This is a genomic window from Methylobacterium sp. P5_C11 (assembly GCF_054049775.1).
The window spans coordinates 79,509-94,000 of record NZ_JBFULS010000001.1 but is presented as its reverse complement, the minus strand read 5'-3'; the positions used below and the strand labels follow the sequence as shown (position 1 = coordinate 94,000).

Annotated in this window: 12 protein-coding genes; 4 read left to right on the top strand and 8 right to left on the bottom strand. The window is 67.7% G+C overall.

Annotated features, from left to right (window positions below; all coding sequences use genetic code 11):
- Positions 1–120: 120 nt before the first annotated feature.
- The 3 genes from ACXJKQ_RS00400 to ACXJKQ_RS00390 are packed head-to-tail and all read right to left on the bottom strand — an operon-like array spanning position 121 to position 5,412.
- Positions 121–3,186, bottom strand: a complete 3,066-nt coding sequence (locus ACXJKQ_RS00400; RefSeq protein WP_457103785.1) for an efflux RND transporter permease subunit — start codon at positions 3,184–3,186, stop codon at positions 121–123.
- A 22-nt stretch (positions 3,187–3,208) separates the two neighbouring features.
- Positions 3,209–4,312, bottom strand: a complete 1,104-nt coding sequence (locus ACXJKQ_RS00395; RefSeq protein ID WP_457103784.1) for an efflux RND transporter periplasmic adaptor subunit — start codon at positions 4,310–4,312, stop codon at positions 3,209–3,211.
- The gene (locus ACXJKQ_RS00390) at positions 4,309–5,412 is read right to left on the bottom strand and encodes an efflux RND transporter periplasmic adaptor subunit (RefSeq protein WP_457103783.1); all 1,104 of its coding nucleotides are present in this window, start codon (positions 5,410–5,412) and stop codon (positions 4,309–4,311) included. The genes ACXJKQ_RS00395 and ACXJKQ_RS00390 overlap by 4 nt, the downstream gene beginning before the upstream one ends.
- A gap of 97 nt (positions 5,413–5,509) precedes the next feature.
- On the opposite strand from ACXJKQ_RS00390, the gene ACXJKQ_RS00385 reads away from it, so the two are divergent.
- Positions 5,510–6,073: a TetR/AcrR family transcriptional regulator gene (locus tag ACXJKQ_RS00385; protein WP_457103782.1), complete on the top strand. Its 564-nt coding sequence runs from the start codon at positions 5,510–5,512 to the stop codon at positions 6,071–6,073.
- Between the two features lie 10 nt (positions 6,074–6,083).
- Here the strand turns inward: ACXJKQ_RS00385 and ACXJKQ_RS00380 are convergent, their stop codons facing one another.
- Genes ACXJKQ_RS00380 through ACXJKQ_RS00370 form a run of 3 tightly spaced genes read right to left on the bottom strand, consistent with a single transcriptional unit; the run spans position 6,084 to position 9,477 of the window.
- On the bottom strand, positions 6,084–7,148 hold the full coding sequence (locus ACXJKQ_RS00380) for a sensor histidine kinase (RefSeq protein WP_457103781.1): 1,065 nt from the start codon (positions 7,146–7,148) through the stop codon (positions 6,084–6,086).
- On the bottom strand, positions 7,145–7,597 hold the full coding sequence (locus ACXJKQ_RS00375) for a response regulator (RefSeq protein ID WP_457103780.1): 453 nt from the start codon (positions 7,595–7,597) through the stop codon (positions 7,145–7,147). Before ACXJKQ_RS00375 ends, ACXJKQ_RS00380 begins: the two co-directional genes overlap by 4 nt.
- On the bottom strand, positions 7,594–9,477 hold the full coding sequence (locus ACXJKQ_RS00370; protein WP_457103779.1) for an MHYT domain-containing protein: 1,884 nt from the start codon (positions 9,475–9,477) through the stop codon (positions 7,594–7,596). The genes ACXJKQ_RS00375 and ACXJKQ_RS00370 overlap by 4 nt, the downstream gene beginning before the upstream one ends.
- A gap of 479 nt (positions 9,478–9,956) precedes the next feature.
- On the opposite strand from ACXJKQ_RS00370, the gene ACXJKQ_RS00365 reads away from it, so the two are divergent.
- Positions 9,957–10,649: a hypothetical protein gene (locus tag ACXJKQ_RS00365; protein WP_457103778.1), complete on the top strand. Its 693-nt coding sequence runs from the start codon at positions 9,957–9,959 to the stop codon at positions 10,647–10,649.
- Positions 10,650–10,654: 5 nt separating this feature from the next.
- Here ACXJKQ_RS00365 and ACXJKQ_RS00360 read toward each other — a convergent pair whose 3' ends face one another.
- Positions 10,655–10,939: a hypothetical protein gene (locus ACXJKQ_RS00360; protein WP_457103777.1), complete on the bottom strand. Its 285-nt coding sequence runs from the start codon at positions 10,937–10,939 to the stop codon at positions 10,655–10,657.
- A 444-nt stretch (positions 10,940–11,383) separates the two neighbouring features.
- On the opposite strand from ACXJKQ_RS00360, the gene frc reads away from it, so the two are divergent.
- Together frc and ACXJKQ_RS00350 are read left to right on the top strand one after the other, a co-directional pair.
- Positions 11,384–12,661 (top strand): formyl-CoA transferase, encoded by a 1,278-nt coding sequence (gene frc / locus ACXJKQ_RS00355; RefSeq protein ID WP_457103776.1) that lies wholly within the window; start codon positions 11,384–11,386, stop codon positions 12,659–12,661.
- Positions 12,662–12,766: 105 nt separating this feature from the next.
- The gene (locus ACXJKQ_RS00350; protein WP_457103775.1) at positions 12,767–13,699 is read left to right on the top strand and encodes a methionyl-tRNA formyltransferase; all 933 of its coding nucleotides are present in this window, start codon (positions 12,767–12,769) and stop codon (positions 13,697–13,699) included.
- Positions 13,700–13,793: 94 nt separating this feature from the next.
- Here the strand turns inward: ACXJKQ_RS00350 and ACXJKQ_RS00345 are convergent, their stop codons facing one another.
- Complete coding sequence (locus ACXJKQ_RS00345; RefSeq protein ID WP_457103774.1) at positions 13,794–14,465, bottom strand: class II aldolase/adducin family protein; 672 nt, start codon at positions 14,463–14,465, stop codon at positions 13,794–13,796.
- Positions 14,466–14,492: the final 27 nt, after the last annotated feature.

The following is a 14,492-nucleotide window of genomic DNA, read 5'->3' as shown; positions in this document are numbered from 1 at the left end:
CGCGGCCGAGGCGCCGCAGGCGTCGGTATCGTCACGGTCGACCCGCCCTGAGGGGGCGGAGGGGCGGGTCGACCGTTTCTCGCAGCGCCCGCGGGCGCTGCGATCGCGTGCGCCGGACGATCAGCCGGCGTGAACCTGGGGCCGACCGCCCGAATCCGGGCGGATCCGGTAGCAGCCGATGTAGAGGGCCGGCAGGAACAGGAGCGTCAGGAATGTCGCCGCCAGGATGCCGCCGATCATCGCGAAGGCCATGGGACCCCAGAATACCTCCCGGGCGATCGGGATCAGGCCCAGGCTCGCCGCCGCTGCGGTCAGGAGGATCGGCCGCATGCGGTGATCCGTCGCTTCGAACACCGCTTCCCACGGTGCCATCCCCTCGGCGCGGAATTCCTCGATCTGGCTGACCAGGATCACCGCGTTGCGGATGATGATGCCGATGAGCGCCAGGATGCCCAGGATGGCGACGAAGCCCATCGGCTTGTCGAACAGCAGCAGCGCCGGAACCACGCCGATCAGGCCGAGGGGCGCGACGGCGAAGACGAGCAGCATCCGTCCGAAGCTCTGAAGCTGCATCATCAGCAACAGCGCCATGGCCAGCAGCATGACCGGGACCACGGCGGCGATCGGACCCTGACCCTTGGCGGATTCCTCGACGGCGCCCCCCGTCTGGAGGGTGTATCCCTCCGGCAGCGCCTTGACGAAGGCGTCGATTCCGGGTTGCAGGGCGGTCACGATGGTGGCGGGCTGGGTCGCGTCGTGGATCGTCGCGCGTACCGTGACAGTGGGCAGGCGGTCGCGGCGCCAGACGATCGGCTGCTCGAGATCGTAGCCGATCCGCGCGAAGGCGAGGACCGGGACCACCGATCCGTTGGCGAGGCCGACCTGCAGGGATTGCAGCGTGTCCAATGAGGATCGCTCGGCCGCGCGGGCTCGGCCGACCACGTTGACGAGGTAGATCGAGTCGCGCACCTGCGTGATCGCCTGCCCGCCCTCGATCCCGTTCAGGATGCCGGCGACGTCCTGGCTGGTGACGCCGAGCTGGCGGGCCTTGTCCTGGAGGATCTCGACCCGCAGGACCTTGCCGGGCTCGTTCCAATCGAAGGTCGGCACGTCGAGGCGCTTGTCGCCGGCCACCACGTTGGCGAGGTCGAGCGAGAGGCGCCGCACGGTTTCCATGTTCGGACCGCTGAGGCGGTACTGAACCGGCCGGCCTACGGGAGGGCCGAGGCTCAAGGGTTGAACCAGCACGTCGGTGCCGACGAAATCCCGCAGGCCGATGGTCTGGAGCCGCGCCATCACGCGGTCGCGGATCTCCAGGGATTTCGTGACGATGACGATCTGTCCGAAGAACGCGTTGGAGAGCTGCTGGTCGAGGGGCAGGTAGAAGCGCACGGCGCCCTGGCCGACATAGGACGACCATCCCGACACGTCCGGATCGTCCTTCAGGTTGGCTTCGAACCGGTCCATCTGCGCCCGGGTCTCGGCGATGGTGGCGTTCTGGGGCAGCGACAGGTCGACCAGCAGTTCCGAGCGGTCCGACGACGGGAAGAACTGCTGCTGCACGTGGCCCATCCCCACGATGGCGACGGCCATCAGTCCCAGGCAGGCCACGACGGTCGTCCAGTGCCAGCGCATGGCGATCTTCAGCGCCATCCGGAACAGGCGCGTGAAGATCCCGCGCTTCTCGGTGTGATGCTTCATGGTCTTCGGCAGGAGGGTGACGCCGACGAGGGGCGCGAACAGCACCGCCACGACCCACGAGACCAGAAGCGCCGCGGCGATCACGACGAACAGCGAGTAGGTGTACTCGCCGGCGCCGGAGCCGTTGAATCCGATCGGCAGGAAGCCCGCCACGGTGACCAGGGTGCCGGTCAGCATGGGGAAGGCCGTCGACGTGTACGCGAAGGTGGCCGCCCTGCGGAGCGTGTCACCCCGCTCCAGGCGGGCCACCATCATCTCGACGGTGATCATGGCGTCGTCGACCAGGAGGCCGAGGGCGATGATCAGGGCGCCGAGGGAGATGCGCTGCAGCGTCACGTCCATGACCTGCATGACAACGAACACGATCGCCAGCACGAGCGGGATCGACACGGAGACCACGAGGCCCGCCCGGACGCCGAGGCTCACGAAGCTCACGGCCAGCACGATGATCACGGCCTCGACCAGCGCTTCGGTGAAGCCGCCGACCGCGTGCTCGACCTGGCGGGGCTGATCCGACACGAGATGGACGCCGACGCCCACCGGCAGCGTCGCCTCGATCCGCCGCATGCGCGCCTTCAGCGCTTCGCCGAAATGCAGCAGGTTGGCGCCCGGCCGCATGGCGATGGCGAGGCCGATCGCCGGCTTGCCGTCCACCCGGAAGAGCGGTGCGGGCGGATCCTCGTAGCCACGGCTGATCTCGGCGATGTCCGCGAGGCGGAAGAATCGGTCGTTCACCCGCAGATTGAAGTCCTGGAGCGAGGCCTCGGACGCGAAGGATCCGCTGACACGCAGGGAGATGCGCTCCGGACCGGCCTGGACGACCCCGGACGCCGAGACCGCGTTCTGCGCCTGCAGCGCCTTGATCAGGGCCTGGAAATCGATCCCGTAACCGGCGAGCTTCCGGGTGGAGAAGTCGAGGTAGATGGTTTCGTTCTGGGTGCCGATCAGCTGGGTCTTGCCGATATCGGGCACCCGTAGCACCTCGGTTCGGACGGCCTCCACGTAGTCGCGCAGTTGCCGATGGGTCAGGCCGTCGGCCGTGAACGCGTAGATGTTGCCGTAGACGTCGCCGAACTCGTCGTTGAAGAACGGACCCTGGACGCCGTCCGGGAACTGCCCCTTGATGTCGCCGAGGCGCTTCCGAACCTGGTAGAAGGCAGGCTGCACCTCGTTCTTCTTCAGGGTGTCGCGAAATTGCACGAACACCGTGGACGAGCCCGGCGTCGTGTAGCTGCGGACGAAGTCGAGGCCGTTGAGCTGCTGAAGCTCCTTCTCGACCCGGTCGGTGACCTGATCGAGGGTATCCTTGATGGTCGCGCCCGGCCACGTCGTCTGCACGACCATGGTCTTGATCGTGAACGGCGGATCCTCCTCGCGGCCGAGGCGGGTGTAGGCCATCACGCCCGCCACCAGCGACACCAGCATCAGGAACCAGACGAACGAGCGATGCTCGAGCGCCCAGTCGGAAAGGTTGAAGTCCTTCACGCGAAAACCCCGTGCGGCCGAGTTAGACGGCGCCGTCGGCGAGGCGCACGGCCTGGCCTTCCTTGAGGGCATGGACACCCGCGACCACGATGCGATCGCCGGCCTTCAGCCCGTCGACGACCGCGACGCGGCCGTCCTCCACGTTGTCCCGCACCGTCGCCACCGTCACGTCGCGGCGGGTGACCGACGTCCCGTTGGCGGAGACGACCCAGACCGAGCGGTGGCCGTCCTGATCGAGGAGCGCCGAGGCGGGCAGGAGAACCTGGGGCGGGACCTTGCGCGTCAGGGACACGTTGATGGTCGCGCCGAGGCGGAAGGCCGGCCCCGGATCGTCCAGGGTGATGCGGATGCGCTTGGACCGTGTCCCCGATTCGGCCAGCGGCGCGATCTCGCGGATGCGTCCGCGCGCCGTGAGGTCCGGCTCGCTCTGCAGCGCGACCGTGAACACCCCGTCCGGCGGAAGTGCGCCGACATGGGCCTCGGGAACGTCGACCACGGCCTCGCGCACGTCAGGCCGCGCTACCGTCACCACGCCCTGGCCGGCGCTCAAGACCTGACCGACCTCGGCGAGGCGCTGGGTCACCACCCCGTCGAACTCGGCCTTCAGCTCCGTGTAGCCCATCTGATCCCGGGCCTTCTGGAGGCTCGCCATAGCTTGATCCACCCGCGCGCGGGCCGTCTCACGCTTGGCGATCGCCTGATCCATGGTCGCCTGGGCGACGCTGTTCCCCGACATCAGGCGGCGGGTCCGCGCTTCCGCGGATTCGGCATTCTCGGCCTGTGCCTTGGCATCGGTGAGATCCGCCTCGGCGCGGGTCAGGTCGAACCGCGTCACGATCGTGTCGAGCGCCGCGAGGCGTTGGCCCCGGGTGACGAGGTCGCCGACTGTTACGTCCCGTTCCACCATGCGGCCGGGAATCTGGAAGCCGAGCTGCGCCTGATAGCGCGGCTCGATCGTGCCCGCGAACGGCCCGAACGTGATGGTGTCGCTCGGTGCGACAACCTGCGTGAGCACGGGTCGCACGGGAGCGGCTGAGGCGGCATCGCCCGCCTCTTCGCCGTGACCGTTGCAGCCGGCCAGCGTGGCGGCGACGAAAACCAGGACGAGGAACGTGCGCGCCTTCACGGACGGCCTCCGATCTCGATAGCGGCGACATTCTGGCCGGGGCGCAGGAATTGAATACCTGCGACGACCACGCGCTCGCCCGGTTCGACGCCGCGCTTCAGCGCGATGATATCCGGCCCGAACCGGTCGATCTCAACGGCGCGCACCGACACGATCCGCCGGTCCGGATCGTAGATCCACACGGATGGCCGCCCGTCGTAGCGGTAGAGCGCCGACCAGGGCAGGATCACCGACTCGTGCGGCGCGAAGCGCCCCCGGCCGATCACGACGGCACCCAGCCCCATGGCGGCCGGCGTCGATCTGAGGCCGATCTTCACCCGCACCGTGCCGCTCGCGGAGTCCACAGTCGGTGAGATCTCGCGCACGGTCCCCACCGCGGTGATCGACGGGTCTGCCTGGAGGGCGACCGCGATGGTGTCGCCGGTTGGCGCCTGGGCCAACAGGGATTCATAGACGTTGAACACCGCGTCGCGGGGGCCGTCCTGAGCGATCACCAGAACCGTCTGGCCCGACTGCACCACCTGGCCGACCTCGAAGCTGCGGCTGGTCACGACCCCGGCCACACCGGCGCGCAGCTCCGTGTAGGAGAACTGCTCCTGCGCCGTCCCGAGGGCGGCCCGAGCCGAGTCGACCGCCGCCTGGGTCGTGCGCAACTCCTGCTCGGCGTTGTCGTAGGTCGAACGGGTGGTGAAACCGCCGGCGAGGAGCTGCTTCTGCCGCTCGAAGGACATCTTGGCCTGCGTCAGCAACGCCTCGGCCGAGTTCAGGGCTGCCCTCGCGTTGTCCAGGTTGGCCTGCTGGGTCAAAGGCTCGAGGACGGCGAGGACCTGATTGGCGGTCACGTGGTCGCCGACCTCGACGCGCCGCTCCGCGACCTTGCCGTTCGTGCGGAACGAGACGTTGACCTGGGCCTGTGCCTGGATGTCCCCGGTGACCACCACGTCGAGCGACTGCGGCGTGCGGCGGGCCTCCACGACGCGCACGCGTGCCACGGCGGGGTCGATCGCGGTTTCCGGCTCGGCCTCGGCGCACCGGATTGACCCGAGTGCGGTTAGGACCAGCAGGAAGGCTGCGCAAGGTACGAAGGTGAAGCGACTCATGCGATCGACCTTATCGGCCGGCCTCGTGCAAATGACGTGGCGCGGTCCTACTCCATCATTTACATACCGTCCAGACGGTTTTTAGTGCAGGTCAGCAATGCAGACGAAGCGACAGCGGCTGGCGGAGCGGCCCGAGATCATCCTCGAAGCGGCCGCCTCCGTTCTCCTCAAGGCGGGCGTGCGGGGGCTGACGATCGACGCGGTCGCCGCAGAGGCTGGCCTGAGTAAGGGCGGCGTGCTGCACCACTACGCTTCGAAGGAGGCGCTGGTGGTGGCCCTCGTGGCTCGAAAACTCGTCGAATTGCGCGAAGAGATCGCCGCCTGCGCGGCCGAGATTCCCCCCGGTCCGTCTCAGCTGGCCCTGGCGATGGTGTCCCACGTTCGTCAGCACTATTGCGACGACGATGAATCGTCGCGCGCTCTGCTCCTGGCCTCGACGGAATCCCCTGAGGCGCAGAAGGGTTTCCAGGCGTTCGTGGCGGAGCAGCTAATCCAGCTCGGGCGGATCGACGGTGCCGGCCCGGGCGAAGGTTCCGTCCTCTTCTTCGCCATCCTGGGCCTGATCATGAGCCGAGCCCTGGGCTTTCACCAGCTCCGCGACGACGCGCTGGCACCGATGCTTGATGCCCTCGACCGCATGGCCGGTCGGGCCGCTGGCTGAAGCGGGACGCTCAGGCCTGGAATGCGAGGACCGCCCGGGTGCCAGGGGATCCGGGGGCGTAGGACAACGCCGAGCGCAGGTTCGACGCCATCGCGCGGACGATCCGCGAGCCGAGGCCTGTGCCGCGGATCTCGCCCTCCCCGGTCCAACCGATGCCGTCATCCTCGACAGCGAGCAGGACGGTGTCCGACGAGTCCTTCTCGACCGCCACGCGGATCTCGCCCGAGGTGCCTAGGGGATAGGCATATTTGTAGGCGTTGGTGACGAGTTCGGTCACGACGACTCCGACCGAGACGGCCTTGTCGGTGGAGAGGCGCACCGGCGCCGCCCTGAGACGGATGGCGTGATCGCGTCCGCTGGCCCGCATGGCCGCCTGCAATTCCTCGACGAGGCTCGACAGGTAGGCGTCCAGCTCGACGGATTCGACGTCGTCCGAGGTGTAGAGTCGCCGATGAATACCCGCGATCGCCGAGATCCGAGCCTGCATCTCGTCGAGGGCCGCCTTGGCGGCCGCATCCGTGACGGCATTGCGCTGCATGTGCGCCAGCGCCGCGACCAGGGCCAGGGAATTGGCTACGCGATGATTGACCTCGCGCAGGAGAAGCTCGGCCCGGTCGCGCGCCTCGCGCATTTCGGCTTCGGCGCGTTCCTTGTCGCGCCTCAGGGATTCCTGTCGGAGCGCGGTGGCGACGGCTTCCCCGAGCAATTCACGGAACTGGCCCTGAACGTCCTTCCAGACGTAGTCGACCGCGCCCGCCTTCAGGGCCGCTACGGCGACGCGGCTATCTTCCGAACCGGTCACGTAGATGACAGGCGGCGCTTGGGGGAGGCCGCGGATTTCCGGAAGTAAGTCGAGGCCGGTCTGGCCGGGCATGTGATGGTCGAGGGCGACGGCGTCGATCCCGCCCTGCGCGAGCCGCGTCAGCCCCGCGGCGCCGTCGGCGCACAGTTCCACCGCATAGCCCCGCGCCTCCAGGGCACGTTTGACCAAGCGGCCGAGGCCGGGATCGTCGTCGATGTAGAGGATGCGCGCCGCCGCAGCGGTACCGTCCCCGCTGGCGCGCGCGGCGTTCATGGGTTCTGCGGAACCTGCATGACGGAGAAGAACAGACCGAGCTGGCGGATCGCGTTGGCGAACCCGTCGTAGCTCACCGGCTTGGTGATGTAGACGTTGGCTCCGAGATCGTAGCAGCGCTGGATCTCGCGGCTGTCGTCCGTGGTGGTCAACACCACGACCGGGGAGCGCCGCGTATGCGGGTTCGCCTTGACCTTCTCGAGAATGTCGAGGCCCGTCATGTCGGGCAGGTTGAGATCGAGGAGGATGAGCAGGTGGCGACGGGCGCTCGCCTCGCCGGAGCCGTCCGGTCCGAGTAGGTATTCGAGCGCCGACGTACCATCCCGAAACGGTACGATGTCGTTGTTGACCCCGGCCCGGCGAATATTGCGCTCGATCAGGCGCGCATGCCCCTCGTCATCCTCGACCATAACGATGCTGACAGGGTGCACGGGTTGCTCCACGCTCATTCGGCGGCCAGGGGTGCCGGTTCCGGGTCGAGCAGAACCGCTGTAACTGGCCCGCGCGGCAACGTCACGTCGAACGTCGTGCCGATGCCGAGTTCCGAACGGATCTCGATTCGGCCGCCGAAGGAACGCACCAAGGCTTTGACGTGGGCGAGGCCGATCCCCTCCCCCGGACAATCCTGTGGCCCCGAGCGTCGGAACAACTCGAAGATCCGCGCATGGTCCCGCGCGGCGACCCCGCGACCGTTGTCAGTGACCGAGAAGCAGATTCCGCGGGTGCCCGCAGACTTGGCGGTGATAGTGATGCGACCCGGCCGGTTCGGATCGAGGTACTTCACCGCGTTGTCCAGGAGATTGCCGAACACTTGCTCGACGGCGAGCCGATCGGCGACGATCGAGGGCAGGCCGGGATCGATCGTGACAGTGGCTCCGGCGGCCTCCGCCTGATGCCTCTGGGCGTCCGCCACACCGCGGAGCAGGGCCGCCATATCGAGGGCCTCGGGGGAGAATTGGCGGCGGCCTTCCCGGGAGAGCTTCAGGATCGCGGCGATCAGCCCTTCCATCCGGTTCACCGCAGCCTTGATGAAGCCGAGAGCCTCGCCGAGATCCGCGTCGAGCCGCGCCGCCTGCGGATGACCGGCGAGGGCGGCGCGAATCTCTTCTCGGGTGGCCTCAAGCTCGCTCGTGAAACCCATGACGTTGACCAGCGGTGCGCGCAGATCGTGGCTGACGATGTAGGCGTAGCGCTGGATCTCTTCGTTGGATTCGCGCAGGTCCGCTTCGGCCTGCCGCTGCTCCGTGATGTCCGTATGGACGCCGACCCACTCGCGGATCGCGCCCCGCGCGTCGAGCACCGGGACCGCGCGAATCGCGAAGTGACGCCACGTCCCGTCCCGCACCCGGACCCGGTGCTCATGAATGTAGGTACGCCGTGCGCGGACGGTGTCGTTCCAAGTGTCGACAGAGGCCTGCACATCGTCCGGGTGAACCGCGTCAGCCCAGCCGTGGCCTTGGTACTCGTCTCGCGTCTGCCCGGTGATCGCGCTCCACCCGGGTTGGTCACCGAGCATCCGACCCTCGGCATCGTTGGTCCAGAGCACCCCGCGCACGGCCTGGATGGCCGCGCGAAACCGGGCTTCGCTCGCCTGGAGATCCCGCTGAACGCTCTGCTGTTCCAGTGACGAGGCCAGCATCGCCAGGAACAGGATGAGGAACGTCGCGCCGGCGACGTAGAGCGCGAGATTTTGCTGGAGCGGCGTGCTGGCGAGCGCATGCGCGGCGTGCGCGGCAGGTTCCTCCGCGGTGATCGTTGCCGCTGCCATGCCGGTGTAGTGCATGCCCGCCACCGCGATGCCCATGATGCAGGCTGCAACGAGCTTCTGCCCGACCGAGTGCTGACGAAGGGAAAGCCATAGGGCCGCGGTCGCCGCGATCACGGCGATCGCCACCGAGAGTGCGACCAGAGCCGGGTCGTAGACGAGGCCACCGGGAATCCGGAGCGCCGCCATGCCGGTGTAGTGCATGGCGGCGACGCCCAACCCCATCATCGTGCCCGCAACGAAGATACCGGTCAGTCCGACATCGGCCCGCGCCACCCACAGGAAGGCGGCCCCGGTGACACCGATGGCGATCGCGAGCGACAGGAGAGTCAGGCCGAGATCGTAGGCGGCGGGCATCCCCATCTCGAAGGCCAGCATGCCGACGAAGTGCATCGACCAGATGCCGCTTCCCATGGCGAGCGCGCCGCCGGCAATCCACGGCCAGCGCGGACCCGAGGCGGGCCGACGGGTGCGCGCGCCGAGGTCCAGCGCCGTGTAGGACGCGAAGATCGCGAGCCCGATCGACAGAGCGACGAGCGCCGGATTATAGCCTGTATGCACCATCGACTTGGATCGACGCGTAATTGACGCAGGGTGCGATGTATCCCGTGTGATTGGCCGGCGCTATCGCAATTCCGGGCCGAACAAGCTCCTCGAATACCGAGGCCCGACGCCCGCCCATAGCGCGCAGAGACGGTGGAGGATGGATCGTGCGCTCCCGGAGCGCCGCCCTCGCGTTGTGCCGGCTGATCCATCGTCGCCGCGGCCCCAGCGCCAGCTTGCGGCAAGCCGTGGCGGCGATCATCCCCCTCGATGTCCGTGCATCGGAGGGTAGCCGGTGCGGTCCGTGTCCGCGGATGGGAAACAGCCAAGCCGTCCGCGCTACCAGGGATTGCCGGGAGCCGAGCGATACGCGCGAGTGGAGACTGCCCCCGCGCCGGCGGACCGTGCAGGAAGATTCGGGTTTGTCACATCCGGACGGTCTCTGCAGCCGAGCGCGCGCGTTGTAGGTTCCGTCGATCGCCCTTCGCGAATGCAGGTTCATGAACGGATACGCTGCGGCACGATTCCCGGACGATTTGCGCGACGCCCTGGCGCGGGCTCTTTACGATCATGAGCAGGGCGCGGGGGACGATGCCCCCGGATGGGACGGCCCGGATCTGGAAGACCGGTGCCCCGGCCTTCGCGAGCGCTACCTGCAATCCGCCGACGCCCTCGCGGCCGGGCCACTCGCCGCGTTGATGGCAGACCGCTCGGTCGACGAGGAGGAATTGCGCGTCCTGCGCCGTCAGCGGATGGCGCCCGAGCGCGAGCGCGAACTCCTGGAGGCCAACAACCGGCTTCTCGCCCGTGCCGAAGCAGCCGAGACAGCACGGGCCGCCGCCGAGGCGGATTACGCCACGTTGCGGCGTGAGCGGGATGTCGCCCGGGAAGCGGAGGCCTTCTGGCAGCACTTCGCCTTCGATGCCGACGATCTGGCGACCCGGCGCCTGATCGAAGCGACGGAAGCCCGGGCAGAAGCCGAGCGGCAGGCAATCCAGGAGAGGTGCCGGAGGGAGCGAGCCGAGGCGGCCCTACGCCTGTTCGCCGACCGGTCCGATGTGATGCCTAAGGAGGGCTGGGCGTCGGAACTGACCAAGGCCAACCGCGACATTCCACTCTGGTGGTTCCACGCGGCGCGCGTGGCGCTCGAACCGCCGAACCTGTCCGGCGGGACCGGAGACGAACAGGCCTAAGCGGCTCAGGCGGCCGCCGGCTGTTTTGCAGTTGCCGGCGGTTCCCTGAACAGGGCCGTGCAGCCAGAGCCGCGGTGCATGCTCAGGATCGAAGCGCGGTCAATCTCCGGATGCGTCTTGAGAACCCTCTGAACGCAGGCCAGGACCCGCTCGTACTGCGCGGCATCGTAATTCGGTTCCAGCGGGCTGACCGCGATGTAGGTCTCGACGACAAGGACCCGCTCGGCACGGTCATGACCGACATCGACGGCAATCCAAGAGGACTTGATCAAACTGGTGCTGGCGAGCATGGGCGTCCCTCGTTCAGCTGTGCATCGTCTATCCCGCGTCCGCGGGCAATTTTGGCGAAATCATGGACCGCGCGCCGGCGAATGCCAAGGGGGCGACCCATGACGGTAACAGGAAGCGTTCGGCGTGTTGAGCGCTGCAGGTTGACAGCTTAGGGTTAGCCCGCGACGCAGCAGGCATGGCCTTCACTCGGCACTCGCGCCGGATAGATGGCATGTGGTATACAAATCGGCGGACTCGTCACCCTGAGTCCGAATGACGGTGTCGCGACACGACGAGACCGCGCGATGGGAGGGAGAGCAGTCATGATCCGTTCGAGGTTGGAAGGCCAGGCTCCCGGCATCGCGTCCCGCGCATCACGGGCTCCGGTACGACCGCGCCGCTAATCCGCGCGGCCTGAGCCGCTGACCAAGCTTCCTAGACCGACTCCAGCTCCGAGACCGATCATGACCAAGGCCCTCGAAGGCGTCCGCATCCTGGACTTCACCCACGTTCAATCCGGCCCGACCTGTACGCAGCTCCTGGCTTGGTTCGGTGCCGACGTCATCAAGGTCGAGCGGCCTGGCGTCGGCGACGCGACACGCCAGCAGTTGCAGGACATTCCGGACGTGGACAGCCTCTATTTCACGATGCTGAACCACAACAAGCGCTCGATCACGCTGGATTCGAAGAACCCAAAGGGCAAGGAGGTTCTCTGGCGGCTGATCAAGGAATGCGATGTCCTCGTCGAGAATTTCGCGCCCGGCGCCCTCGCCCGCATGGGTCTGACCTGGGAGAAGATCCACGAGGCCAACCCGCGGATGATTCTGGCCTCCGTGAAAGGCTTCGGTCCCGGCCGCTACGAGGATTGCAAGGTCTACGAGAACGTCGCGCAGTGCGCCGGCGGCTCCGCTTCGACGACGGGCTTCCGCGACGGCATCCCGATGGTGACGGGTGCGCAGATCGGCGATTCCGGCACGGGCCTGCACCTCGCGCTCGGCATCGTCACGGCCCTCTATCACCGGACCCAGAGCGGCCTCGGTCAGAAGGTCGACTGCGCCATGCAGGACGGCGTTCTCAACCTTTGCCGGGTGAAGCTGCGCGACCAGCAGCGGCTCGAGCACGGGCCGCTCCGGGAATACAGCCAGTTCGGCGAGGGCATCCCGTTCGGCGAGGCGACCCCGCGCGCGGGCAACGATTCCGGTGGCGGGCAGCCGGGCCGCATCCTACGCTGCAAGGGCTGGGAGCAGGATCCGAACGCCTACATCTACGTGATCACCCAGGCCGCCGTCTGGGAGCCGATCTGCGACATCATCGGTGAGCCCGACTGGAAGACCGACCCGAACTACGCCACCCCGAAGGCCCGCCTGCCGCATCTCAACGAGATCTTCACGCGGATCGAGGCCTGGACGATGAAGGTGTCGAAGTTCGAGGTGATGGACACCCTGAACAAGTACGACATCCCCTGCGGCCCGATCCTGTCGATGAAGGAGATCGCCGAGGACGAGTCGCTGCGGAAGACCGGCACCATCGTCGAGGTCGATCACCCGACCCGCGGCAAGTATCTGACCGTCGGCAACCCCATCAAGCTGTCGGCGAGCCCGAGCGAGGTGACGCGGTCGCCCCTGCTCGGGGAGCACACCGAGGAGATCCTGCGCGCCGTGCTGGGATATACGGAGGCCGAGGTCGGCGAGATCTCCGAATCCGGCGCGATCGGCGCGGTCCAGAAGATCGCCGCGGAGTAAGCGACGGGCGGCGATCCCGGGCGACGGACCGGGTCGCCGCCTTCCAATCCCCGATCGTCATCTCTTCGATCCCGCGTCGGGGTCGGACGAAGCCTAGGAGATCGCATGCGCATCGCCTTCATCGGTCAACAGGATTTCGGGAAGGCCGTTCTCGAGGCGTTCCTGGAGCGGGGCGATGAGGTCGCCGGTGTGTTCTGCGCGCCCGAGAAGCCGGGCGCCAAGCCTGACGTCCTCAAGACGGCGGCCGTCGACAAGGGCCTGACGGTGTTCCAATTCCCGAGCCTGAAGAGTCCCGAGGCCGAGGCGGCCATGCGCGGCCTCGAGGCCGAGATCGGCATCATGGCCTACGTCCTGCAATTCGCGCCGCAGAGCTTCGTCAACATCCCAAAGCACGGCACGATCCAGTACCACCCGAGCCTGCTGCCGCGTTATCGCGGCCCGTCGTCGATCAACTGGCCGATCGCCAAGGGCGAGTTGCAGACCGGTCTCACGATCTTCCGCCCCACCGACGGTCTCGATGAGGGGCCGGTCATCCTTCAGAAAACCTGCCCGATCGGCGCGGACGCGACGCTGGGCGAGGTCTACTTCGATTCCCTATTCCCGCTGGGCGTCGAGGCGATGCTGGAAGCGGCCGATCTCGTCGTCGCCGGCCGGCACGTCGAGATCGACCAGGATGAGGATGCTGCCGGCTACGAGGGCTGGTTCCGCGCGGCCGAGGCGGAGATCCGCTGGTCGGCTCATGCCGAGCAGATCTACAACCTGATCCGCGCGGCCAACCCGGCGCCCGGAGCCTGGACGACGCTGGACGGCAAGAAGCTCCAGATCTTCGATTCGACCTTGCATCGGATCCGCCGGCTCGCCGACGTAACGGGCAAGCCCGGCGAAGTGATCGCCGTCGACGAGGCGGGGTTCAGCGTGTGCGCGCAGGGCGGCCGCATCGAGATCCGCAAGGTCAAGGCCGAGGGCGGCAAGAAGGTGTCGGCCGGCGAATTCGCCCGGGACATCGGGCTGGCGGTCGGTCAGGTGCTCGGCCGCTAGGACGCCGCTGGGGTGCCTCTTACCGAACCGCGATGTCTTTCCGTTCCACGTGACCGTGTTCGTCGGCTGGCGACGAAGCGGTCGCGCGCGGCGGTCACGTCGCCTTTAGGGCAGCCGACCCCGTCGCATTCAAACCGTAGCCGCGGAAACGCTCGACTGTCGTACCGATCTCGTGGTCGGACAGGATGAGCGGCGTGCCGATCTGCCGCGCGACGGCGTATTGCTGGCAGAGCGTCTCCAGTTCGACGGCGAGCCAGAGGGCCTTCTCCAGGCTCGCGCCGGCGGCGATCATTCCATGGTTGGCCAGCAGGCACACATTGCGATCGACGAGGGCCTCCAGCGCCAGCTCCGAGAGGTCCGCTGTCCCGTACGGGGCATAAGGCGCGCAGCGCACGGTCGGGCCGCCGAAGGCCGCAACCATGTAGTGGATCGCTGGGATCGCCTCTCCGCAGATGGCGAAGGCGGTGCAGTAGACCGGATGCGCGTGGACCACCGCTCCGAATTCCGGGCGTGACGCCAGGATGTCGCGGTGGAAGCGCCATTCCGAGGATGGCTTCTGTCCCGACGGGTGCGTGCCGTCGAACGCCAACCGGACGATGTCCTCCGGCCCGGTGCGATCCGTGGGCATGCCGGAGGGCGTGATGAGGAGTGAATCGCCGAAGCGCAGCGACACGTTGCCGGAGGTTCCGCGATTCAGGCCCTGGGCGTCGAGTGCCCGCGCCGCCGCCACGACTTGCTCCCGCGCGATCCGCTCGTCCCTGTCCATGCCCGATCTCCGGAAGGCCCGGTTCCC

Bases quoted from the DNA above. Each gene is read 5' to 3' on its own strand.
- ACXJKQ_RS00345 (WP_457103774.1), bottom strand. From the start codon at position 14,465: ATGGACAGGGACGAGCGGATCGCGCGGGAGCAAGTCGTGGCGGCGGCG.
- ACXJKQ_RS00385 (WP_457103782.1), top strand. From the start codon at position 5,510: ATGCAGACGAAGCGACAGCGGCTGGCGGAGCGGCCCGAGATCATCCTC.
- ACXJKQ_RS00350 (WP_457103775.1), top strand. From the start codon at position 12,767: ATGCGCATCGCCTTCATCGGTCAACAGGATTTCGGGAAGGCCGTTCTC.
- ACXJKQ_RS00370 (WP_457103779.1), bottom strand. From the start codon at position 9,477: ATGGTGCATACAGGCTATAATCCGGCGCTCGTCGCTCTGTCGATCGGG.
- ACXJKQ_RS00380 (WP_457103781.1), bottom strand. From the start codon at position 7,148: ATGAACGCCGCGCGCGCCAGCGGGGACGGTACCGCTGCGGCGGCGCGC.
- ACXJKQ_RS00360 (WP_457103777.1), bottom strand. From the start codon at position 10,939: ATGCTCGCCAGCACCAGTTTGATCAAGTCCTCTTGGATTGCCGTCGAT.
- ACXJKQ_RS00365 (WP_457103778.1), top strand. From the start codon at position 9,957: ATGAACGGATACGCTGCGGCACGATTCCCGGACGATTTGCGCGACGCC.
- ACXJKQ_RS00390 (WP_457103783.1), bottom strand. From the start codon at position 5,412: ATGAGTCGCTTCACCTTCGTACCTTGCGCAGCCTTCCTGCTGGTCCTA.
- frc (WP_457103776.1), top strand. From the start codon at position 11,384: ATGACCAAGGCCCTCGAAGGCGTCCGCATCCTGGACTTCACCCACGTT.
- ACXJKQ_RS00375 (WP_457103780.1), bottom strand. From the start codon at position 7,597: ATGAGCGTGGAGCAACCCGTGCACCCTGTCAGCATCGTTATGGTCGAG.